Here is a 23579-nt window from a genome sequence, read left to right as displayed (position 1 = left end):
TGCTGGGCGCTCGTGCCGTTGCAGTCGTAGAGCTGTACGGCGGTGCCGTCGGCGGAGCTGGCCCCGGCGACGTCGAGGCACTTGCCGGCGAGGCCGGTGATGGCACCCGTGGCGGCCTGCGCGGGAGAGGCGGTGAACAGCCCCGTGGACAGGGTGAGAGCGGCGACCGCCAGCGCGGCGGACGCGGACGGGGGGAACGATCTGGCTCTGGGCATGGTGGAGGCACCCTTTCGTGGGGTGGGGTGGTCGCCCGGCGAAACTAGAGGTACAGACCACTTAGGTCAAGGTGTGAAGTAAGAAGTGAGGTAAGGCGGTTGGCGTGCCGGTACCCGGCGGGAACGCTGGCCGGAAGTCGTCACCCCTGGCAGCGACGGGTTCTAAGCTCGGTCGCGCTCGGCGATCTCGGTGATCTCGGTGAAGGAGCCTGAACTGCGATGGAGGACAAGCGCGTTGTCGTCGTGACCGGCGGGGGCTCGGGCATCGGGCGGGCCACGGCCCGGCTGCTGACGGAGGCGGGTCACCATGTGGTCGTCTCCGGCCGGCGGGCCGAACCCCTGGAGAACCTCGCGCGGGAGACGGGCGCGCTGGCGCATCCGTCCGACGTCGGGGACCCCGACGCGGCCGAGGGGCTGGTCCAGGCGGCCCTGGCCGCGTACGGGCGGCTCGACGGACTGGTGCTGAACGCGGGCATCGGGCGCGGCGGGGCCGTGGGCGACATGTCGCTGCGGGACTGGGACGAGGTGATGCGCACCAACGTGACCGGTCCGCTCCTCCTGCTGCGCGCCGCGATCCCGCACCTGCTGGAGTCCCGGGGAGCGGTGGTCGCCGTCGCTTCGGTGTCCGCACTGCGCAACGGCACGAGCAACGCCCCGTACGCCACCTCCAAGGCGGCCCTGCTCCAGCTGTGCCGTTCCGTCGCCGTCGACTACGGGCGTCAGGGGGTGCAGGCCAACATCGTGTGTCCCGGCTGGGTGCGCACCGAGATGGCCGACCGGCGCATGGCGCGTTTCGCCGCGGAGGCGGAGCTGCCGGGCGGCGGGGTGGAGGCCGCCTACGCTGAGGCGACCAGGCTGCTGCCGCAGGGGCGCCCGGGGGAGCCGCGCGAGGTGGCGGAGGCGATCGGCTGGCTGCTGTCCCCGGCGGCGTCGTACGTCAATGGCGCGGTGCTCACCGTGGACGGCGGCGCGACGGCCCTCGACCCCGGGACACTCGCCTTCGACCACCGGATCGCGCCCCGCGGCGGAGAGGGCCCCTCCACCGCCCCCCGCTGACCAGGCTTCGACGCGGCTGGGCCGGCGTTCCGTGTTGCCGGGCCGGTCCTCAGCGCGGCCGGGCCGGCGAGGTCCGGTCCGGGCAGGTGAGTACGCCGGTCATGGCGGGCCACATCCGGGCGATTCCGAGCAGTGTCTCGGGGCTGCCGTGCGTCACGCCGGGCAGGGGCTGCGGGTCGGACGGTGGCACGCCGCTCAGGACGGCCCGCCGGGCCTGGCCCACGGCACCGGCGAGCGCGGCGGACGCCAGACGGTCCTCGCGCACCCCCGCCCGACGGGCGTACCGGTGCGCCCTCTCGTAGGCGTCCGGCCGCACGTACTGCTGGAGCGTCAGCAGGGCGTCGTACGTCTCGATGGTCTGTCGGTGTGCCTGCAACGCCCATGGATGGCGCGGCCACAGCACCTCCTGGAGCCGGGACCGCCGGGGTCCGGCGAGGGCCACATGGGGCACCGCCGTCACCAGGTCGCGCCACAGCGGCCACAGCCGCCAGATGGTCCGCAGCGCGCCGACCGACCGGGCGAGGGCGCTCGCGCTGGGGACCAGCAGGGACGCCGCCCGCAGAAGGCCGTGCACACCCATGATCATGGTCAGGTAGGGGAGCAGGCGCGGGTCACGGTCGTAGAGGTGCCAGAGGTAACCGGACCAGAAGACGAGGGCGAGAACGCTGCCCGCCGCGAACAGGCGCAGCGACCGTACGAGATCGCGTTCCGTCGTCCGCAGGCTGTACCGCCAGCAGACCACGACGGCGACGGCGTCACCGGCGAGATGGGCGGCGATGAGGATCAGCCAGTAGGCGGACGCGGCGGACGCGGGTCCCTGGGCCGACGCCGTTCCCGCGCCGCCGGGGCCGACGTGCAGCAGATCCAGGACGAACAACGCGACCAGGGCCGCCGTCATCCCCACCGCCACGCAGCGGCGCAGGAGGGGAGAGCCGCTCGAGTCGACCACGAAGAGCAGGACCAGTCCCGCGCTGAGCACGCCGATCAGATTGCGGGCGAGTGACACCGTGTGGAGATCGAGGCCGGCCGAGGTGAGCGGGCCGACGATGCCGGGCTGGAAGAGGGTGATCGCGATGGTCGCCGCCAGCACGGTGAGCCACAGTCCCCGCTGCTGGGACTGGCGCAGAGCCGGCCGGGCCCGCCAGACGAGGGCGAACCACAGGGCGAAGACGCCGGCGAGTCCGACGTGGGCCGCCGGCTCACTCACCGGCATCGGGCGTCACCCCGAGGAACGCGCCGAGCCGTCCCAGGGGTCCGGCCACCCGGCCGGTGGTCCCGGCGCTCTGGATCAGGGTGGCGATCATCTCGGCTTCTTGTTCCTCGGTGTTCGTGTAGCTGGTCCTGGCCATCAGCCGTGCGACGAGATGGGGCTGGAGGCCGACCAGGAGGTCACCGGCGGGCTGCTCGCCGTCGTCCGTGAGGCTGCGGTGGTGGTCGCACAGCACGTGGCCGATCTCGTGGAGGATGATGTGCTCCCGGTGCAGCGGGGCGGTCCGGGCCTCGTAGAAGATGTAGTCGGCGTTGTCGGTGCCCAGCCAGAGGCCGCAGGCACCGGTGGCCGCCGCCTCCTCGGGCAGCTCCCTCAGCACGAGCGGACGGCCTCTGAGTTCCTCCACCCGCTCCCGGACCGCTTCCAGGGACAGCGACCGGCGCACCCCGAGATCACGCAGGATCGCCGTGCATCGGCGCCGTAGCGCGGCGTACTCGCCCGTTCTCCTCACCTGCCGTGTCACCCCGTTCGGGCGAGAAAGCACTTCTCGTCCCCAGCGGACAAACCGTGGGTCACACCTAAGCAGGTCGCCCGCCCCCTTGCACACGCCTGCCCGGCCTTTCGGTCGCCCTTTGGCGAAAATCCTCTCCTGTACGCGCCCGGCTCACGATCACGTCGTGGGCCGGGCGCCATGAGACCGGGACAGCCCTCCGACACCCCGCCGTCAGTGGGTCGGGGGCGCCGGCCGGGTGGGATCAGGCGTCGAACTCGACGTCACGGCTGACCGGCTCCCACGCCAGCAGCTCGTCCCGGACGCTGTCCAGGTGGCCCTTGAGCGCGTCCACGGAATCGTTGCCCAGCGGCAGGCGCAGCGGCGTCCTGTCGCTGTCGAGGGCGCCGAGAATGGCCGCGGCGGCCTTGGCGGGATCGCCGGGCTGCTTGCCGTCCGCGTCCCCGATGCCCGCGCGGGTGGGGCCGACGGTCGCCTCGTAGGCGGGTAGGGACGCCGACTCGTTCAGGGCGCCGCCGAAGAAGCCGGTGCGGAAGGCCCCGGGCTCGACGATCAGCACCTTGATGCCCAGCGGGGCCACTTCCTGGGCGAGCGCCTCGGACAGTCCCTCAAGAGCGCACTTGGTCGCCGAGTAGGCGCCGAAGCCCGCGACGGACAACTGCCCGCCGAAGCTGCTCATCTGCACGATGGCGCCCGACTTCCGCCTCCGCATGTGCGGCAGCACGGCCCGGACCAGCGCGGTGGGACCGAAGAAGTGCACATCCATCAGGTCCCGCAGCTCGCGGTCGGTGGTTTCCTCGACCGCGCCCACCTGACCGCGGCCCGCGTTGTTGACCAGCACATCGATCCTCCCGTACCAGAGGATGGCCTCGGCGACCACATCGGCGATACGGGTGGTGTCGGTGACGTCCAGCTGGACCGCGACCGCGCGGTCCGGGTGGGCGGTGACCAGGTCGTCCAGCGTCTCCGTCCGGCGGGCCGTGGCGATGACGGTGTCTCCCGCGGCCAGCGCCGCCTCCGCGATGGCCTGTCCGAAGCCGGACGACGCACCGGTGATCAGCCAGACGCGGCCCTGGGCGCTGCGGGTGGGCGAAGGGGTCTCGGTGGTCACTGTGTCCTCCAAGTCGATGTCTACGCCTCCCAGTTGTGTCAGCTGCCGGGGCGCCCTGTCCAAGACATAAGATCACTTGCTCGATAGAGACGCTTTATGATCGCAAGGTGGACCTACGCCAGCTGCGCTATCTCGTGGCGATCGCGGAGGAGGGAAACCTGAGGCGGGCGGCCGAGTCGCTGTACGTGACCCAGCCCTCCCTCTCGTACGCCCTCAGGTCCTTGGAGTCCGAGCTGGGCGTACGGCTCTTCGACCGGCACGCCGGCGGGGTGACGGCGACCGCGGCCGGGCGGGACATCGTGGCGGAGGCCCGCCGTACGCTGCGCCAGGCCGATCGCGTCCGGGTCGTCGCGGAGCGCCACCGGCAGTCGGGCGCCCAGGTGCTACAGGTGGGCTTCGAGGCCAGCGGTGCCGGTGAACTCACCGCCCTCGCCCGCGGCGAGTTCGCGCGTCGTCGGCCCGGCGTCCGGGTCGAACCGAGACGCTTCGACTGGGGCGAGGAGGCGGCGGCGCTGCGCGACGGCCGGGTGGACGTCGCCTTCGTCTGGCTGCCGGCCGACCTCACCGACCTGCACACCGAGGTGATCCGCTCCGAGCCCAGGGTCGTCGGCTTCCCCAGGGGACACCGGCTGGCCGCACGCGACGCGGTGACCCTCGCCGACGTCAAGGACGAACCCCTCACCTGGACGGAACGGGCGCCCCGCCCCTGGGTGGACTGGTGGGCGGTGAACCCGAGACCCGACGGTTCGGCACCGCGCTGGGGACCGACCAACGACAACGTCGAGGAAATGCTGGAGCAGGTCGCGTCCGGGGAGGCCATCTGCTTCGCCCCGGCCGGCATGGCCCGGTACTACGCCCGGCCCGACCTCGCCTGGGTCCCGCTGCTGGGCGTCGAGCCCATGCGCGTCGCGATGGCCTGGGTGCGGGGCACGGAGACCGATCTGATCCGGGGGTTCGCGGACACCGTACGGGGACTCGTCGCGGACACCCCGCCGGAAGGCGCGGGAGGCCGCCCCTGAGGCCGCCGACCGGCAGGACAGCGGTCGCCCCCTTCGGCGGAAGCGGGTCACCCCCGCCGTCGGTCGGTACACGCTGGGTCACACAACTGGTGGCCAGTCGTAGGGCCCGGACGGCGGCGCGGCCTCGCCCCGGAAGGACCGCAAGGTCTGGGTGAGTACCTCGCCCGCCGCCTTCTCGGTGTCCGGACGGCTGGGAAGCGACAGCCCGCACGCCCGGTACAGCTCGGCACGGTGGGCCACCACCGCCGTGTGCACCTGCTCCGCGAACGCCTCGGTCTCCCGTACGAGCCCGTGCCGGAATGCCAGCAGCGCCAGTCCGCAGCCCACGGCCCACCAGATCCCGTACCGGCACGGGAACACCGGGGTCAGCACCAGGCCCACGAGCGCGACCAGGATCTGCTGGCAGCGGTCGAGCACTGCCTGCCCCGCGGCGGCGAGCGACGTCCGGCTGGATTCCGGCAGCGCGGCGACCAGTGGCTGCCACACCACCGTCAGATCGAGCCCCATGTGCGCATACAGCCGCTCCGAGGCCGCGGCGAGGACGTTGCCGCACACTGTGGGCTTCATCCAGTCGTCGGCCATCGGGTAGCGGCGGACCAGCCGTGCGTCGAGTGCCGCGCCGCGCAGCGCGGCGCGCGCCGGCCCGGGGCCGGTGGGCTGGGCCGCCGCGGCGGCGACGCTCAGCTTGTCCCGGCGCCCGATCTGCCACCGTACGGACGCTTCGCCCAGCCGGCGCACCGGGCCGGACCGGGCGAGCCAGTCGTCGGTGGTGAGCGCTGTGTAGAGCCCGGGCGCGACACCCGCGGCGAGGAAGGCCGTCGCCACGACGGCGCCGACGGCCGCGAGCAGGAGCAGCGCCGGGCCGATCGGCCCCGACTCGGCGACGCGGCACACCGGGCTGGACCCGCCCGGGCACCGGCCGACCTTGGGCGAGGCGAATACGCGAAGCAGCACCACGGCGAGCCAGAGCGCCAGGGACGTGCCGAGCGCCGTGGTGCGCCAGCGCGCCGCGAGCGGTTCGATGACGGCCTTCGTCAGTCCCTCGATCACGACGGCGTCAGGGCAACTTGGCCAGCAGCGTGCCGGTGTGCACGGCGCAGTCGGGCCGACCGGTCGGACGCGTCTGGTCGCCCTTCACGAGGGTCTTGCAACCGGCCACGGGGCACCCCCAGTTGGGGCGTGCCTGGGACCTGCCCGCCACACCGGGTACGCCCAGGACCCTGGAGTCCTCCTCGCGGCCCACGGTGTCCAGGAGCATGTCCAGCCGGAAGTCCCGGGTCCGCAGCAGGCGGGCTTCCTCGTCGAAGCGCCGCAGGATCTCGGCGTGGACGGGGTCGGGTGCGGCGAGCAGCGCCGCCGTCTCGCGGTAGAGGGCCGCGACGGCCTGGCGGGTCGGCTCGTCGACGGTCTGCCAGGCCTCGCTCGCCATGGCCTGGCGTAGCCGCCAGTCGGCCCTGCCCAGTTCCGGCAGGGAGTCGATCAGCGCGTACAGGTCGTGTTCCGGTTGAACGTCGATGAGGGGCTCCGGCAGGTGATCAGCTGATGGGGCGGCGAACTGACCAGGACCCCAGGGGAGATGCTCGCTGGTGAACAGTCCTGAGGCGGGGCTACTCTACGCCTCAACAGCCCTCTCACACACAGCAGTTCACCAAAACCACGGAATGCGGTCATCTGCCGCTCACATCCGCTTACGGTACCCCGTTCGGCCGCTAGAGTGACTTCCTCCTCAGGGTTACCGGGCGGCGTCAGGCCGGCCCGACGCCTGCCTTCGGTGAAGCCCCCGTGGGCTGACACGCTGCCTGGAGTGCCCCATGGACGGCCGTCGCTATTCCTTCGTGGATTTCGTCCTGCGCGTGGAACGCGACGACTCCGCCACCGCACAGGAGGGCCACGTCCCGATCCGCGTCCAGGCCGTCGGCCCCGATCGAACGGTGTGGGAGGGCGCGGGAAAACCGGTCTGCGTCGAGGAGAAGTTCCGCGCCACCGGAACGCTGTGGCATGTGCGGGACGGCGAGGCCCTTCTTCCCGAGGGACCGGTACGCCAGGCCTTCCACGCTTCCGTCCACGCGGCCGAGGCATCGGGCCGGCTGCTGCGGGTCTGCCTGGACGTGTCCGACCCCGAACTCGCCGACCTCCCCTGGGAGTGGGCGGAAGTGCCCGCGGGAAAGGACGGCCCTCGTCTCGCCGGTCCCCTCACCCTGGCCCGCTACCGCGGCATCCTGCTGGTCCGCCGCGTGCCCGGGGCGTCGGCCCGGCGCGACGGCGCCCATCCCCAGGATCTCACCGGGACCCTGTTGCTGGGCAGCGCGCTCAAGGTGCGGGGCGAACTGGTCTGCCCGGACGGGCGGACGGAAGTCATCGAGCCCCTCAACGGAGCGGACGCGGACGCGCAAGTCGCCGGGCACTCGATCGCGACCAGGACTTCGCACGTCGTCCACGCGCTCGACCATCCGCTGACCGTTCCGGCGCTGCGCGCGGCGCTGCGGGCGCCCGTCTGGTGCTTCGCCTTCCAGGGGCACGGACTGCGCGACGGCCTGGTGCTGGCCGGACCCGACGGCCTCAGTCCGGACATCATCGGCGCCGATGAACTGGCCGAATCCCTCGCCGGGGCCGGCGCCGCGGTCGTCCTGCTCGTCGCCTGCGAGACCGGGGCCCCCGGGCGCGGCTCCCTGGACCCGAACCTCGCCGAGACCCTGGTGCGGGCCGGAGTTCCGTACGTCATCGGCATGCGGACGCCGATCAAGAACATCGACGCCGACCGCATGGCGAACGCATTCTTCGACGAACTCTCCCTGAGCGGCTCGGTCGACCGGGCCGTGATCAGAATCCGGGAGTACGCGGCCGACGAGGAGCGGCTGCCGGCCGTCTACACGGCCGTGGACGCGCCCCGGCACTTTCCCCTCCAGGCCCCGCCGCTGGACGAACGGGAGTTGCAGGGCCTGGCGGCCTATCACGTCCCCCCGGACTGGCAGTCGGACACACCGCGTCCGCTGGCCGGCGACGCCCACCCCGCACGCATGGACGTGCTGTGGGGCCTGGACCGCGGGCCGTTGCGCGGAGTCCTGGTCGAGCCGCGGCAGGAAGCCGACGTCTCGCTGGTCCGCCTGCTCCGGCATGTCGACGAGTACGTCCTGCGGGACGGGCCGGAGCACGTGCTCGAGGGCGTGCTGCCGACGCGCCGCTGGTTCCGCGTGGCGCCCGGCTGGACGGACCCGCCCGACGACGCACGGGACCTGATGAACCTGCTCAGCGACCCTCGGGAACTCTCGTGGTTCCTGGAGGAGTCACCGGCCGCGCCGGGCGTGGGCAGCCCAGGATTCGGCCGGCGGGTCGGCCTGGTCCTGCCGTATGTGCCGCGGAGCGGGCCGGGACCGAGGGATGTCCTCGCGTTCTCCGAGCGGCTGGCCGTCGCCTTTCCGGGGGCCGCGCTCATCGTGTGGGTCCGTGGCACGCTGGACTCCTGTCCGGACGACATCAGAACGCTGGTCGACGGACTGGCCGGGACCTGGCCGTCGCTCGCCTGTCTCAGCAGGACCGTGCCGGGCCGGCTGCCCGCGGGCGCCCCGGCCCGGTACGGCCACGGGGAGCCGGGCGACTTCGCGCGGGGGGACTGGCGCGAGAGCGCGAAGGACCTCATGCGGCAGGCGGCCGCGCTGTCCCCCGACGACTTCGCGAAGCTACTGGCCGGGGCCGCGCGCGACGAGGACCCCGCGGTCCGCGTCGCCGCACTGGTCGTCGCTTCGTCCCGGTACGCCGACCTGGACGTGCTCCGCCATGCCTGGGCACCCGGCGAATGGCCGCCCGATCCCGCCCGCCTCGGCCTGCGTGAACACGGGGACGCGATCGTGCCCGGACTCCTGCACGGCTGCCACAGGCCCGCGGACGCGGCTGCGGTCCTGCGCACCTGGGAACGCTGGGTGTCCGACGAGGTCGCCAGGGCGGCGGCCCACATCGCGGCGACGGCCCCCCCGGACCGCACTGCCGCGGACCTCGCCTACCTCGCGACCTGCCGCACGGAGGCCGCTGCCACAGCCGCGCTCCGCGCCGGCATCGGTACGAAGCTCTCCCTGCGGAAACTCCTCGACCCGCCGGCGGACCTGCCGCCGCGGGCACCGGTGGTCTGGGCCCTGCTCGCCCGTTCCCGGCTCTCGCGGGAGACGGCAGGGCTGCTCCGCACATGGCCCCCCGCGCTGCGGCGGGTCCTCGGCTTCGCCCCCGACCCGGAGACCGACCCCGAGGTCAGGGAGCGCGTCGAACCCCTCCACCGCATCCTGCATCCCCGCATTCCGTCGACGTACTGAGGAGTTCCGTGCTCGCAGACTGGTACTTCAGCTCCGCCCTCAAACTCACCATCCATCAGGCCAGGGAGCACCTGGACCTCATGGAGATCCTGCGCTCCCCGCACAGCGACAGCGGTCAGCTCGAAGTGGCACTCGACCAGCTGTCCGAACAGGAGACCCCGGTACGGCTGCAAGCCCTGCCGGCGGTCCTCGCCCTGGCGGACCGCACGGCCGGGGACGAGTCGCTGGCGCAGCGCGCGTCCCTGGTCTGGTCCATGCTGCTGTTCGAGGGAGCCGGGCAGAACCCAGAAGCCCCGGACGCGCCCGAGTTCGCACGCGAGCTGCACGAGCTGCTGTACGAGGCCCTGTACGGCAAGACGGACGATTTCGCCGACCGGGTCTGTCGGGCGGTCGAACGGGTGCCGGTCCCGGAGGTGGCCGCCGCGGACGACACCGGGGTGCGGTGGTCCCCGGCGCCGTACCACGATCTGCACGAGTACGCGGTGCCCGCCGTCGCGCTCGCCCTGCTGGAGCACGCCGCGGCCCACCGCCCCTCCGCTGTCGCCGCCGTCTGCCTGGGCGACCGGCGTCCGCCGCTCGTGCAGCGGGCTGTCGACGGCGAACTGGGCAGGCTGCCGCTCCTGCTGGCCGCGGGCATCCTCACCCGTGCGGACCGCCGGCTGTCCGGCGAGGAGGTCCGAGCGCGGCTCGCCGAGGCGGGCCGGGGCGCCGCCGACCTCGAACCGGATCTGCTCGCGGCCGCCGCCCGCTCCTGGTTCGGACACCCCGGCGAGGAGGACGGCCCCGAACTCGACCTGCTCGAGGCCGAGATCGCCCGGGGCACCCGGCACCGCCAGTGGCGGCCCGGACGCCAAGAGGCCAGGGAACAACGGGACGCGGTCAAGGCACGGATCGGCGTTCTCGACAACCGCTTCGACGGCGGCCTCGTCAGCGTCCTGTGGCAGCTCACCCTCTGGGAACTCGCCGCCGCGCACGATCCCTTGGAGACCGCTTCGCGCACCGCCCACTGGTGGGGGCCGCCCGCCGAACTCCGGCTCGCCGAGGCCGACAACCGCGGCATCGACCCGCGCTGGGCCTCTCGCGACGACCCGGACGGGCTGACATGGCTGACGCTCACCGCGAAGATCCACGGAAGCGTGCCCGAGCTCACCGCCGCCGACGCCGGTCCCGGACGGGCACCGCACGAGGCGTGCTCCCCCTGGGCGGAACGCATGAACGACACGTTCCTGCCGGGTGGCGAGCGGCGGTTCTACCGCACCACCGACCGGCCCGCCGTGCTGATCCAGATCGCCGCGGTCTCCTCGCTGGCCATCGGGCTGCTCCGGGACCTCGGCGTGCGGGACGCCACCGGCTCGTGCCGGCTCCCCGATCATCTGCTCGCGCTGCTGTTCCACGCCGAGGACGTGTTGCGGGACGGTCGGCTCGGCCCCTTCCTCGGCGAACTGCGCAACGGCGACCAGCGGCCCTCCAAAGCCCCGGTGACCTCCGCGCTCGCGGCCCTGGTATGGCATGTACAGCAGGCCGTGGAACGCGCGGGCACCGGCCGCCACCCGCAGCTCGGCCCGGCGGCGCTGGCCGACTTCCTGATCGACGGCGCGGGGGCCGTCGAGGCGGGACGGGACCACGCCCACGGACGCCAGTGGTCGTTGCTGTTCCGGCGGCCCGCCCTGCACGGGGCGCGCCGCTGGATCCGGGAGGCGGCGGCCGGCTCCCGGCACGGCGCGGGCGCGGCACGGAACACCCTCGGCTGGTACGGCGGCGACCAGCCGCCCGCACAGCGCGTGCTGAGCGAGGCGGCACGGCGGATGCAGGACCTCGACGCCCTCCGCGGCAGCGGCGCGAGCGACGACATGTTCGTCAGCGCGCTGGTGCAGGAGTTCGACGGCCACTTCACCGAGCGTCCCGACTGGCTCGGACCCCTGAAGGACGTGTTCGCCGCCGGCGGCAAGCCGCGCCCCGTTCCCTACGAGCAGGTGCTGGCCGCCACGCCGTACCCCCTGGAGAGCTGGCGGGACCACAGCGTCGACATCCCGCAGGCCATGAAGGGCGTCGCCGGCCGCGACGCGATGCGGACCGTCCGGCTGCGCGCGCTGATGACCTCGCCGGACCCCGTCGCCGGAGGCGGACTGGAGCAGCTGAGCACGGCAGGGCTGCACTCCTGGGTGCACGAATGGTTCGACACCATGGCGGCCCTGAGCGTGCCACGGGACTGGCCCCGGGCCACCCGGGCCGCCGCGATCAACTTCCTCGCGCCGCTCCCGGACGGCGTGCGCCCGGCCGACCCGGAGCGCCAGGCCCTGCTGCGGCAGATCTACCAGACGGTCATCGACAGCGTCGTCGAGTTCAGCGTCGCCGCACCTCGCTACTACGAGCTGATGTTCGACCGGCTGCGCGGCACGGACGGACCGCTGTCCGACGAGAACATGAACCGGCTGCGCAACCGCGCCATCCGGGCCGTCCGGCAACGCCGCGACGCCGAAAGCAGCCTGACGGCGCTGCGCGGTCCCTGGGACGTGCTGGAGGGCCATGTCGCCCAGGCGGCCGTCCAGGCGGGGCTGCGGGCGTTCGTCAGTGCCGTCTCCACCATCTCCCTCGCCTGGGACGACCGAAGGCTGCTGGGCGAGATCGTCGACGAGGGCTGGCGGGAGCTGACCCACAGCCACAGGACGACGCTCCACCTGGCCCCGGTGGACGCACCACGCCACCAGATCGCCGACCCGCGCCTGCTGACCGCGCGTGTCGTGGACCGCTTCCACGGCCGCCAGCAGTCCCTGCTGCTCCGGCACGACCTCGGTTCCAGGGACGCCAAGGACTTCCCGAAGGCCCCGGCCGACGTACACGGGATGAACGGCGCCCACCGGGCCCAGGTGCTCGACCGATGGCGCCGAGAACACGGGCACCACTGGGTCACGGGCCTGGTCTGCGGCTACGGCCGGGACGAGGCGGCCGACGGTTCCGGACAGGGCGCCGACGGCCCGGCGGCACCGAACACGGTCCTGGTCAACTGGGGCGCGGAAGAACCGCTCGTCGCCCTGAAGGACGAGACGGACTGGCAGATCGGCGACCTCTGTCGAGTGGCGGTGCTGTGGGACCACGCGGAACGGCGCTGGGTGCAAGCGCCCGATTCACGGATGCTGCGCCCGGACCGCCCGGCACCGACGCACGGTGAGGTCCGGCCGGCCACGGTCGTGAGCATCCCCGGATACTCCCCGGAGATCCAGGTCAACGGCGTCGACGTCTCCAAACCGGCCCTGGAGGGGGCATCGGACCGCTGGGCCCCGGACCTGTCGGCACGCGGCACGAAGCGTGCCCCCGACGACTCGCCCCGCCGACCCCTCGCCACCGCCGCCGTCTGGGACGACGAACTCGCCTGCTGGCTGCCCGCCGACCGGGGAGCCATCGAACTCATCGCGGACGACCTGCCCTACGAGGGTCCCGGCGGCTGCCGGGCCACGGTGCTCGTCGCCACCGGGTCCCAGGAACCCGGAAGCGCCCAGCGGCCGGGCGGACACCGCTTCGTCACCGAACCGGGGCGCTCCTACCTGCTGCGGCCGCTGGACTGGGTGGACGCCCCGGAGGCACTGGAGAAGGTGCTCGCCGAGGGCCCCGGCACCCTCGTCTACGCCGGACTGGCCGACGACGGCCGGCTGTTCCTTCTCGACCAGCCCCCGAAGGGCGCCGAGGAACGCTGGGAAGACCTCGGCGCGGGCGGCCACGACACCCGCAATCCCGACTGGCGGGCCCTCTTCGCCCGTGGTGAGGACGAGTACTGGGAGGCCGAGCCGCGGCCTGACGGCAGTTGGTACGTCGCCCTGGGCGAGCGCGCCGTACCGGGGTTCCCGGACGAGGTGACCGTCCACCTCGGCGGAGCCAAGGGGGACAGCTGTGCCTTCCGGCCGGAGCGGTGGTTCCCGGACACCGCCACGGTCAAGGGCTGGCGCGCCGAGTACGAGGTGCCGGACCACGACCGGCCGACGCCGGGCCGCTTCGAGCGAATGGCGAACGTCCGGACGGGCGACATCCTGGACGTCAAGCGCTGCCTGGACCTGAACCCGGCCAGTCTGGTGCGCGCGGTGACCACCGACGGGCTGACGGTGGGTCTCAACGGCAGCACCTTCGCGTGGGACGTGCCGGCGGCCGTCACCGAGGTCGTCGTCACCCACGTGGCGTACCCCCCTGGGGCGGACGCAGGCGCCGAGGCGCCGCTCGACGACGACCGCTTCCTGGAACTGCTCGGCCCCGACTGGCCCGAGCCGCCCCACCCGCTGCTGATCAGCGGTGTCGTCGTGGTCATGCCGCAGAACCGCCGGGCGAAGGACTTCGACTACACGGTGTGGCTGAAGATCGGGGACCGGCTCGTCCGCACGAAGCTGCCCGTCGGCGCGTTCAGCGGACCCGTCCACCACACCGGAGCCGCCTTCACCGCACGGCGCCGACCGGAGGACCACCGCTGGGAGTTCCGGCCCACCCCACGGCGCTTCTACGGCAGCCCGCTCTACCGGTGTACCGAGCAGGACCGGCCGCCGGGCGAGCCGTACCGCCTGCTGGGCCGCACGGACGGACGTGCCTACTACGGCCGGCCCGGCAGCACGGAACTCGTCTCGGCGCCGACGTCCACGGCTGACGGCAACCCGCTCGGCCTGCGCGGGGTCGTCCACACCCAGCTCTCCTCGGCCGCCTGGTACGGGCCGGCCCAGTGGCAGCGGCTGCTGGTGCGGGTCGGCAAGGACGAGCTGATCGTCGGTGACACCTCACCCGACCGTCCCGGCAGCGGAGAGGTGTACGAAGTCCGCCTGCGCGTGCAGCGGTCCGCCCGTGCGGGCCTCGTCTCCCTGTGGCGGGAACTCGCCGTCCGGCCCCTGAAGCGCCGTGCCCGCCCCGGTGCCGCTCCGGCGCAGCGTCCGCCCGTCGAGGAGTGGCGCGAACGGTTGGCCCAGGGGGTGCCCGTACCGGTGACGGGCCGGCTGCGCGGCGACGTCCTGGAGTGCCGGGGCGCCCGCATCCCGCTCGTGGCGGACGACGGCCCGTTCGTGGGCGCCGTCAAGTACTCCGACCAGGCGAGAGCCGTACTCAGCGAAGACGAGGGCGAGTTGCGGGCCTCCACCCGCGCGGCACGCCCCTTCACCGCCGCCGAGTTCGCCGCCGAGGCTGCCGGTGTCGCCGAAGGCATGGCGGCCGACCGCTGCGTTCTCCAGCGTGACGTCTACTACGTCGGCCGTGAGACCGACGAGGCCGGCCGGGACGTCCGGCGCTTCGAGTGGGGTCACGGCTACACCGTCCTGCTCGCGGACAGTGAACTCACCGTCGGCGACGACCCGGTCGGGGACGAGCACGCCTTCCCGCTGCACCACGGCGACCGGCTCACGCGTATGGACGTACGCCTCGACACCGCCGGCCGCACGATGGTCAACATCAACCCCGAGGAGGACATCGAGATCGGGGTCGGCCGCCGCACGTACATCGAGGCGGGGTTGAAGGTGCTCCACCGAGTGACCCTGTCCGTCGAGCCGGCCACCGGACGGATCGCGGTGCGGGCGGTACGGCTGCGGCGCCGCACCCGCAGCCAGGACCTCGACCAGTCGCAGCAGTACCCGATCGCGGCCCGGCTCCACCCGGACAGCCGCGACCGCCTGCTCGCGGCACTCGCCCGCGATCCGCGCCGTACCGAGGGACAGGTGGACGTGGAGATCCTCGCGCGGTTCGACACGGACACCTACGCGGCGGACAACCGGGTCCGTCAGTTCGCCTACGTGGACACGGGAGTCGGTCCCGGTGGCATCGCCGACCGCGAGCACGTGTTCATGGTGGCGGGCGGCATCCGCCGCGAGGGCAACGAGACCACCATCGAGTTCCGGCTCCCGGAAGACGTACTGCGCGAACCCGACACCGCTCCGCTCGTCGTCCAGATCCCGCGGCGCCGGTTCTCCGCCCGTGAGCACCTGCTGCCCCGCCTCCTCGACGAAGGACGTCAGGACCACTACCGGGACAAGGGCGTCATGCTGGTGCGTCTGCACCGGGACGCGGACGACCCCGGGCGCATCATCGGCGACACCCTCGAACCGCCGGCGCGGGACGGGCTGGACAGCGCCGTGGCCCACGCGGGCGGCACCCTGCTGGCCGCCGTCGCCGGACCCCACACCGTGGAACTGCGCCCGGGCGTCGTGCACAGGACCCCGAAGGCGGTGCAGCACACCCGGGGCGCGCTCGTGCGGCTCCAGGTGAGCAAGGGCGAGCTTCAGATCGTCCTGGCACAGGACGCCGACGTGGAGTACATCCCCGGCCACCAGGACCGGCCCGCCGTCGTGCTGCCGAAGAACAGCCTGCTGACCAAGGGATGGAGCCCCGACAGTCCGAGAGGGTTCACCGTCGCGGGCCTGCGCGGTGCCTTCGGTACCGCCGACAAGGCGCTGGGCCGACGGCTGCTCGAGACCCCTCACCCCAAGATCGCGCTGCTGCGCCGCGGCGAGGGCGGGGTACGGCTGCGCCCGGCCGGCGGCCCCGCCGGAGGTGAACCGCGCGCGGCCACCGTCGGCCTGCACGACGCCGAGCCGCGGATCAGGGTCGCCGGGGCGCGGGCCGGTACCGAAGTGCCGGCCGTGCCGTGGGCCAGGCTGTCCTTCCGGGACGCCTCCGCCGAGGAGGTGCGCGGGCTGTGCACGACCTCCTGGAACTACCACGACACCGCCACCTCCTTCCTGGTCAACGGCAGGGCCAGGAAACCGTGGAAGGACATCACCCGGCGGGTGATGTCGGAAGAGCCGGTCTTCTTCGACGAGGAGGACGGTCACTGGACCCTGCGGTATCGGCCGGAGGCCATCCGCTGGTTCGGCGCGCCGGCGACGGCCCTGACCGAGGAGCCGCGAGACGACCGGACGCTGTACAGCTCCATCAGCTACACGGTGGCCGCGCCGGCGCGCCATCCCAAGGACGGCAAGCCGCGCGGCCTGTGGCTGGAACTCAGCCCCGGACGGGTCGTCGAGGTCGGCACCGGGCTGCTGCTCGGCCCGGGCACGTACACCCTCGACCGGATGGACTGGAGCCTGTTCGGCCCCGGCGACCAGGTAGCGCTCGAGGTGGTACGCGGCGATGTGACCGACCCGAGGCGACTGCGGCTCACGGCGTGGAAGCCCGGCCCGCGCAGCGCCCTCCTGCCCGGCACGGCCGGCGCCGTGCGCACCCCGTGCCGCACCGTGCTGCCGGTCACCGCGGTGGACGTCGGGCGCGGCGGGCTGCGGCTCGGTGCCGGGGACTACGCCCTCACCTACCCCGCCGGACCGGCGACGCCGGATCACACGGTCGGCGACACCGTGGTCCTGGACCACACCAACCACCTGCGTCCGCTCGACGAGGCGGGCCCGGTGGCACCGGGCGACACCGCACTGCTCGGCACGCGCGGGCCGGAGGACGGCTCCCTGTGCCTCCTGGGACTCGCCGACACGCCCGTACGCCTGTCCGCCGACACCCAGCACTGGCCCGGCGCCGGCTGGCTGCGCGACCTCCTCGACGGGCCGCGCCGGGGCGAGGTGCTCTCGGCCGTGGGCGGAGCGCTGCCCGTCACGATCCAGGAGGTACGAGCCGACGGCACCCTCGTGGTCGGGCGTGGCAAGCAGCCGAGCGGAGCCCTGAACCGGCCGGGTCTGCTCCTGTGCCAAGCGGTCGCCGCCCTCGGTGACCGGCTCGTGCTGCGCGCGGGCCCCGCGCTGTACGCGCTGCCGCTCTCCGACGTCGTACAGGGTGTTCCGGCGCAGCACGCCGAGGCGGCCGCGCGGGCCCTCGCGGAGGGGCGGGAGCCGGTCTGGCTCAACCTGGTGCACGACCGCAAGTCCAAGACGCTGGTGGCGTACACCCGGCTGCGGCCGGCCGTGCAGACCCTGTCCGACGAGTTCGACACGCGTCCGCGCACCCTGGTCACCGCCTCCGACATCCCCGTCGGCCTGCTGTTGTACGCGCCGCACGACGAGGGCTACCGCTGGCTGCCGGCGGCGAAGCTGTCCTGGGCCGGCCGGCTCACCCCGGACGAGATCACCGAGTACGTGATCCGCCCGGACCGGTCCGGCGCGTCGCCGCTGCGCGTGCGGGACCTCGGCAGCGCGGGTGTGTCGGTCGTCGACGTACGGCAGGTGGGCCAGGCCCTGCGGCGCTTCGCGCTGGGCTCGATCCTGCGCGTCGAGCCGCTGGCCGAGGTGTCCCGCGCCCACACCGTGCTCGCCCGGTCCCAGCCGCACGGCACCCTGGTACGCCTACAGCCGTCCAAGACGCACGACGGCCACAACGCCGGTGAGCCACTGCTGGCCGAGATCTCCGGGCTGGTCGACAAGGGGGACGAACTCCTGGTCGAGGTCGTTCCGCACGGGAGCCGGGCCGTCGAGCTGGATCTGCCGGAGCGCGTCGTCTGGAAGCCGGCCAAAGCAGGCAAGGCGCAGGAGGACCGGCTGCGGCTGTTCCGCGGCTGGGTCGACGCACCGGACACCGAGGCGACCCACCCGGAGATGGCGGTGCTCCAGGCCTACGGCAGGCTGGGCCGGCAGCCGGTGTCCGAGGAGGAGGCGGACCCGCTCCTCGTGGAGCTGGGCGCCGTTGCGGAGCCGGGAGGCGCCGATGACCTCAGGACATGGGAGGCGCTGGAGTTCTGGCTGGCCAAGCGGGGCAGGGCCGGGTTCCATCTGGACGGGGGCTCCGACATGGAACTGTTCCCGCTCCTCGCGGCCTGCCTGACCATGGCCGAACTCGGCCGTGGGGACGAGGAACTGGCGCGGGGCGCGGTCCTGCTCGCCCGTTGCACGGGCATGCGGGCGGTCCGCTCCCTCCACGTGGAGCACATCGTCCGCACGTGGCTGCCGCTCGCGTCCGGCACCGGGCACGCGGCGAGCGGAACGGCCATGACCGCCCGCCTCAAGGCAATCCAGCTCCGGTCGGAGGTACCCACCGAGACGCTGCGCCAACTGCTCTGGTTCGGCAACGGAGTCCTCGGACGCATCGACGATCACGGCGCCCATCCCCGTGGGACGGCCCGGGCGGTGCTCGCGTCGGTGGGCCGGATCGGGCCGGAGATGGACATGGCCGAAGGCGCGGAGATCCTCGCTCCGCTGGCCGCTCTGGGCCGGGCCCTGGCCCCGCCGGCCGACGCGGCCGTGGCCCAGCCCAGGCTGCTGAAGAGCCAGCTCGCGCGCCTCGAATGGGCCGCAGGCCGGTGCTATGAAAAGGGCTCCCTGCCCCTGCTGGCCGACCCGAACGGGCCGACGTACAAGGAGCGGGAGCTGGCGGAACAGATCCTGCGGAGGGCGGACCCGGCGTAGGGCGGAGGGCGGACCCGGCGTAGGTACGCCGTATGGCTTCGGCCGCCGAGGGGCGGCCGAGGCCGTGGCCGGGGCTCCGGGGGGGGCAGGAAATCCCGGGATGAGCTGCTCCTCGGACCGCCTACCCTTGAGCCATGACCAGCAGCAGCGACCGGAGCCCGGCAGTGGACGTTCAGACACCCAAGAGCTACGAGATCCGCACCTACGGGTGCCAGATGAACGTCCACGATTCCGAGCGATTGGCCGGGCTGCTCGAAGAGGCCGGGTACGTGCGGGCCCCCGAGGGGGCGGACGGCGACGCCGACGTCGTCGTCTTCAACACCTGCGCGGTCCGGGAGAACGCCGACAACCGGCTGTACGGCAACCTCGGCCGGCTCGCGCCGAGGAAGGCCTCGCGCCCCGGGATGCAGATCGCGGTCGGCGGCTGCCTCGCGCAGAAGGACCGGGACACCATCGTGAAGAAGGCGCCCTGGGTGGACGTCGTCTTCGGCACGCACAACATCGGCAAGCTGCCCGTCCTGCTGGAGCGCGCCCGCGTCCAGGAGGAGGCGCAGGTCGAGATCGCCGAGTCCCTGGAGGCCTTCCCCTCCACGCTGCCGACCCGCCGCGAGAGCGCCTACGCGGCCTGGGTGTCGATCTCCGTCGGCTGCAACAACACCTGCACCTTCTGCATCGTCCCGGCCCTGCGCGGCAAGGAGAAGGACCGCCGCCCCGGCGACATCCTCGCCGAGATCGAGGCCCTGGTCGGCGAGGGCGTCTCCGAGATCACCCTGCTCGGCCAGAACGTCAACGCCTACGGTTCCGACATCGGCGACCGCGAGGCCTTCAGCAAGCTGCTGCGCGCCTGCGGCACCGTCGAGGGCCTGGAGCGGGTCCGCTTCACCTCCCCGCACCCGCGCGACTTCACCGACGACGTCATCGCCGCCATGGCCGAGACGCCGAACGTGATGCCGCAGCTGCACATGCCGCTCCAGTCCGGCTCGGACACGGTCCTGAAGGCGATGCGCCGCTCGTACCGCCAGGAGCGCTACCTGGGGATCATCGAGAAGGTGCGGGCCGCCATCCCGCACGCCGCGATCACCACCGACATCATCGTGGGCTTCCCCGGCGAGACCGAGGAGGACTTCGAGCAGACGCTGCACGTCGTCCGCGAGGCCCGCTTCGCGCAGGCCTTCACCTTCCAGTACTCCAAGCGTCCCGGCACCCCCGCCGCGACCATGGAGAACCAGATCCCCAAGGAGGTCGTCCAGGAGCGCTACGAGCGGCTGGTCGCCCTCCAGGAGGAGATCTCCTGGGAGGAGAACAAGAAGCAGGTCGGCCGCACGCTGGAGCTGATGGTCGCCGAGGGCGAGGGCCGCAAGGACGGCGCCACCCACCGTCTCTCCGGCCGCGCCCCCGACAACCGCCTCGTCCACTTCACCAAGCCGGACCAGGAGGTGCGCCCCGGCGATGTCGTCACCGTCGAGGTCACGTACGCCGCCCCGCACCACCTCCTCGCCGAGGGCCCCGTCCTCGGCGTGCGCCGCACGCGCGCGGGGGACGCCTGGGAGAAGCGCACCGCCGCGGCGGCCGCCAAGCCGGCGGGCGTCATGCTCGGCCTGCCGAAGATCGGCGTCCCGGCGCCGGTGCCGGCGGCGACGGGAAGCGCCTGCGGCTGCGACTGAGGTCCAGGCACACCGCGGGACGGGAGGGAGCACCACGTGTTGCCGTACGGCGTCGACAAGCTCGTGGTGCTCGTCCTGACGGACGTGCTGATCGAGGAGTGACACGTGCCCCGCTCGCGGGGTTACCCTGCCGATCATGCTTGTCGCCGCCGCAGTCTGCCCCTGCCCACCGCTGCTCGTGCCCGAGGTCGCCGCGGGTGCCGCACCAGAACTGGACGCCGCCCGCGCCGCCTGCACGGACGCGCTCGGCGTGCTCGCCGCCGCCCGCCCCGACCTGCTGGTGGTCGTCGGCACCGCCGAGGAGAGCGGGCGCGGCGCGTTCCCGCAGGGCGCCCCGGGCACCTTCCGTGGATTCGGGGTCGACCTGGACGTACGTCTGGGGCCGGCCGGTCACCCCGCCCCGGAGCGTCAGCTGCCGACCTCGCTGGCCGTCGGCGCCTGGCTGCTGGAGCGGACCGGCTGGTCCGATGCCCCGATCGAGGGACTCGGCGTCGCGGACACGCTGGAGTCGGAGCGGTGCGCCGAGACCGGACGGGAGCTGGCCGGCCGGGCCGAGCGGGCGGCGCTGCTGGTGATGGGAGACGGCAGCGCCTGCCGCACCCTCAAGGCTCCGGGCTACCTGGACGAACGGGCGGCACCCTTCGACGCGGAGGCCGCCCGGGCACTCGGCGCGGCGGACCTGGCCGCCCTGCGGGCACTGGACCCCGCACTGGCCCACGAACTGAAGGCCGCCGGCCGCGCGCCCTGGCAGATCCTGGCCGGCGCGGCTGAGCACGCGAACCTCGGCGGGGGACTGCTGTATGAGGACGCGCCGTACGGCGTCGGGTACATGGTCGCGACCTGGTCCTGAGCTGGGGCCGAGCGGGCTGGGCGGCCGTACGCCGTACGCACGCGCGCGTGCGTACGGCCCCGCCGCCGTGCGTGCGGGTACAGGCACCCCGGCTCTCGACAGACACCGCGCGCCGCCGGGGCGCCCCGCAGGCTGCGGGGCGCCCCGCGCGCGTGGTCACCAGGAACGACCGTCGGCTCCTCACGAAGCCGGTGGCGGGCCTTCCGGGTGGGTCGGAGGGGTCGGGGTCATCGGGTCGTGGGGCGCCGCCTCCGGGCCGCTCTTGTGCGCGAGGCGGTCCATCGCCTCCTTGGCCTTGCCCGTGCCCGCCTGGATCTTGTCGCTGTACTTTCCCTTGGTCCGCTCGTCGACGGCCTTCGCGGCCTTGTCGATCCCGTGCTGGACCTTGTCCCCGTGCTGCCGCGCGAGGTCCGACACCTTGTCCTTGGCCGGGCCCAGCTTGGCCTTCATGTTGTCCATCAGACCCATGGTCCACCTTCCCTCGCGGGACAGTTATCTGCGGGCGCCCTCGCCGGCCTCGCTGTCGGTGGCCTCGCCTGCGGACTGCTGCCGGGGGATTCCGGCACCCTCGGACGCGTCGTCCGTACCGGAGTCCGACCGCACGGGCACGTCCTCGTGCCCGTCCCCGGACGCATCCTTCGCCTCCGCCGACCCGGCTGCCCTCGCCTCCGCCGACTCCGTCCGCTCCGCCTCGGCTCCGTCCGGCTCCGTGCCGGCGCTCACCGCCGTGGCCGATGTCTCCGAAGTCGCCTTCGACCGGCCGAGAAGCCGTGCAAACACGCCCATATCCACTCCATACGGTACTCGTGCGGGCGAATTCCCGCGTCACCCGGTGCGTAAGGTTGCACCGCCCGGGTCACCGCCCCCGGCAGCCCGGCGGGCGGTACCTCGCACGGGCAACGACCCCGAACGCGCACCGTCACGTAACTCGTTCGAGACCTCGCCAGGAGGTTTGCGAGACTGGTGCGGTGAGCAGCGCACCCCCCGCCCCCCGCGTCATCGCCGTCGTCGGACCCACCGCGGCCGGAAAGTCCGATCTCGGCGTCTTCCTGGCCCAGCAGCTCGGCGGCGAGGTCGTCAACGCCGACTCCATGCAGTTGTACCGAGGGATGGACATCGGTACCGCCAAGCTGACGCCCGAGGAGCGCGGCGGCGTCCCGCACCACCTGCTGGACATCTGGGACGTGACGGTCACCGCGTCGGTCGCCGAGTACCAGAGGCTTGCCCGCGCGCGGATCGACGCACTGCTCGCCGAGGGCCGCTGGCCGGTCCTGGTCGGCGGCTCCGGCCTGTACGTGCGCGGCGCCGTCGACAACCTGGAGTTCCCCGGCACCGACCCGGAGGTCCGGGCCCGCCTGGAGGAGGAGCTGGCGCTGCGCGGCTCGGGCGCGCTGCACGCCCGGCTGGCCGCCGCCGACCCCGACGCGGCCCGCGCGATCCTGCCGGGCAACGGCCGCCGTATCGTCCGGGCCCTGGAAGTGATCGAGATCACCGGCCAGCCCTTCACGGCCAACCTGCCCGGTCACGACTCCGTCTACGACACGGTCCAGATCGGCGTCGACGTGGCTCGTCCGGAATTGGACGACCGCATCGCGCGGCGGGTCGACCGCATGTGGGAGGCGGGCCTCGTTGAGGAGGTGCGCGCACTGGAGGCGCAAGGCCTGCGCGAGGGGCGCACGGCGTCGCGCGCGCTCGGCTACCAGCAGGTGCTCGCCGCACTCGCCGGGGAGTGCACGGAAGCGGAAGCGCGGGCCGAGACCGTCCGTGCCACCAAGCGCTTCGCGCGCCGCCAGGATTCATGGTTCAGGCGCGATCCCCGCGTGCACTGGTTGAGTGGGGCCGCGGTGGATCGCCGGGAACTTCCGCAGCAGGCCCTGGCGTTGGTCGAACGACCGGTTACAGCCTGATCACGTCATGGCATCGGGATGCGCCGCCGGTCATCGCGGCCTCGGGCGCCGTGCCATCATCGAGCTTCGATCGACCAAGTGGAGCCTAGTTGGGAGGGCGCGTGGCGATGGAGGCCGGCCCTCGCGACACCGCACGAAGTGCCGAGCACGTCACCACAGAGGGTGACGATCCGGGCCCAAGCGGCCCGCGTCCCGGCGGGGAGCGCCCCCGGGTGAACGGACGCGCCGACAGCCGTTCGCACGAGAACGGCCTGATCGACGCGGCGGTGACCGACGATCGCCTCTGCGCCGACCGTCGGCCCGAGACCGACTTGCCCGACGACGGCCTCTCCGGCGACCGGCTCGCCGACGACGGCCTCTCCGCCGACCGGCTCTCCGACGACGGCCTCTCCGGCGACCGGCTCGCCGGGGACCGTGGCGTCGAGGACCGCCTGTCCGA

At 73.2% G+C, this 23579-nt stretch carries 14 protein-coding genes and 1 pseudogene; 7 read left to right on the top strand and 8 right to left on the bottom strand.

Translation table 11 applies throughout. The features are described 5' to 3' along the window. A pseudogene (locus ACZ4WH_RS38820) lies at positions 1–215 on the bottom strand (chitinase); the annotation flags it as partial. Between the two features lie 219 nt (positions 216–434). On the opposite strand from ACZ4WH_RS38820, the gene ACZ4WH_RS38815 reads away from it, so the two are divergent. After that, positions 435–1271: an SDR family NAD(P)-dependent oxidoreductase gene (locus ACZ4WH_RS38815; RefSeq protein ID WP_468189863.1), complete on the top strand. Its 837-nt coding sequence runs from the start codon at positions 435–437 to the stop codon at positions 1269–1271. A 49-nt stretch (positions 1272–1320) separates the two neighbouring features. Here the strand turns inward: ACZ4WH_RS38815 and ACZ4WH_RS38810 are convergent, their stop codons facing one another. The 3 genes from ACZ4WH_RS38810 to ACZ4WH_RS38800 form a co-directional block, all read right to left on the bottom strand. After that, the gene (locus tag ACZ4WH_RS38810; RefSeq protein ID WP_468189861.1) at positions 1321–2484 is read right to left on the bottom strand and encodes an MAB_1171c family putative transporter; all 1164 of its coding nucleotides are present in this window, start codon (positions 2482–2484) and stop codon (positions 1321–1323) included. Next, the gene (locus ACZ4WH_RS38805; protein ID WP_468189859.1) at positions 2471–2992 is read right to left on the bottom strand and encodes a regulator component; all 522 of its coding nucleotides are present in this window, start codon (positions 2990–2992) and stop codon (positions 2471–2473) included. The genes ACZ4WH_RS38810 and ACZ4WH_RS38805 overlap by 14 nt, the downstream gene beginning before the upstream one ends. Positions 2993–3236: 244 nt before the next feature. After that, on the bottom strand, positions 3237–4103 hold the full coding sequence (locus tag ACZ4WH_RS38800; RefSeq protein ID WP_468189857.1) for an oxidoreductase: 867 nt from the start codon (positions 4101–4103) through the stop codon (positions 3237–3239). Positions 4104–4210: 107 nt separating this feature from the next. Here ACZ4WH_RS38800 and ACZ4WH_RS38795 point away from each other — a divergent pair, with 107 nt between their 5' ends. Then, a complete protein-coding gene (locus ACZ4WH_RS38795; protein ID WP_468189856.1) occupies positions 4211–5122 on the top strand; it encodes a LysR family transcriptional regulator in 912 nt (303 codons plus the stop codon). A 78-nt stretch (positions 5123–5200) separates the two neighbouring features. Here the strand turns inward: ACZ4WH_RS38795 and ACZ4WH_RS38790 are convergent, their stop codons facing one another. Continuing rightward, positions 5201–6172: a hypothetical protein gene (locus ACZ4WH_RS38790; protein WP_468189854.1), complete on the bottom strand. Its 972-nt coding sequence runs from the start codon at positions 6170–6172 to the stop codon at positions 5201–5203. A gap of 7 nt (positions 6173–6179) precedes the next feature. Beyond that, complete coding sequence (locus tag ACZ4WH_RS38785) at positions 6180–6551, bottom strand: hypothetical protein (protein WP_468189852.1); 372 nt, start codon at positions 6549–6551, stop codon at positions 6180–6182. A 382-nt stretch (positions 6552–6933) separates the two neighbouring features. Between ACZ4WH_RS38785 and ACZ4WH_RS38780 the strand changes: the two genes are divergently transcribed. From ACZ4WH_RS38780 to ACZ4WH_RS38765, 4 genes are all read left to right on the top strand, one after another. After that, on the top strand, positions 6934–9423 hold the full coding sequence (locus tag ACZ4WH_RS38780; RefSeq protein ID WP_468189851.1) for a CHAT domain-containing protein: 2490 nt from the start codon (positions 6934–6936) through the stop codon (positions 9421–9423). A gap of 8 nt (positions 9424–9431) precedes the next feature. Continuing rightward, positions 9432–18719: a hypothetical protein gene (locus tag ACZ4WH_RS38775; protein WP_468189849.1), complete on the top strand. Its 9288-nt coding sequence runs from the start codon at positions 9432–9434 to the stop codon at positions 18717–18719. A 134-nt stretch (positions 18720–18853) separates the two neighbouring features. After that, a complete protein-coding gene (gene miaB / locus ACZ4WH_RS38770; RefSeq protein ID WP_468189847.1) occupies positions 18854–20383 on the top strand; it encodes a tRNA (N6-isopentenyl adenosine(37)-C2)-methylthiotransferase MiaB in 1530 nt (509 codons plus the stop codon). A gap of 136 nt (positions 20384–20519) precedes the next feature. Continuing rightward, the gene (locus ACZ4WH_RS38765) at positions 20520–21233 is read left to right on the top strand and encodes a class III extradiol dioxygenase subunit B-like domain-containing protein (RefSeq protein WP_468189845.1); all 714 of its coding nucleotides are present in this window, start codon (positions 20520–20522) and stop codon (positions 21231–21233) included. 180 nt (positions 21234–21413) lie between these two features. Here the strand turns inward: ACZ4WH_RS38765 and ACZ4WH_RS38760 are convergent, their stop codons facing one another. Beyond that, positions 21414–21701: an antitoxin gene (locus ACZ4WH_RS38760; RefSeq protein WP_468189843.1), complete on the bottom strand. Its 288-nt coding sequence runs from the start codon at positions 21699–21701 to the stop codon at positions 21414–21416. Positions 21702–21725: 24 nt separating this feature from the next. Next, entirely contained in the window at positions 21726–22019 is a 294-nt protein-coding gene (locus ACZ4WH_RS38755; protein ID WP_468189841.1) for a hypothetical protein, read from the bottom strand. A 182-nt stretch (positions 22020–22201) separates the two neighbouring features. On the opposite strand from ACZ4WH_RS38755, the gene miaA reads away from it, so the two are divergent. Then, positions 22202–23140 carry a tRNA (adenosine(37)-N6)-dimethylallyltransferase MiaA gene (gene miaA / locus ACZ4WH_RS38750; protein ID WP_468189839.1) on the top strand — a complete coding sequence of 313 codons (939 nt, stop codon included), beginning with the start codon at positions 22202–22204 and terminating at the stop codon, positions 23138–23140. The last annotated feature ends 439 nt before the right edge of the window (positions 23141–23579 follow it).

The sequence above is a fragment of the Streptomyces sp. NPDC029138 genome (assembly GCF_055564375.1).
This window is presented reverse-complemented; position numbering and strand designations above follow the sequence as displayed.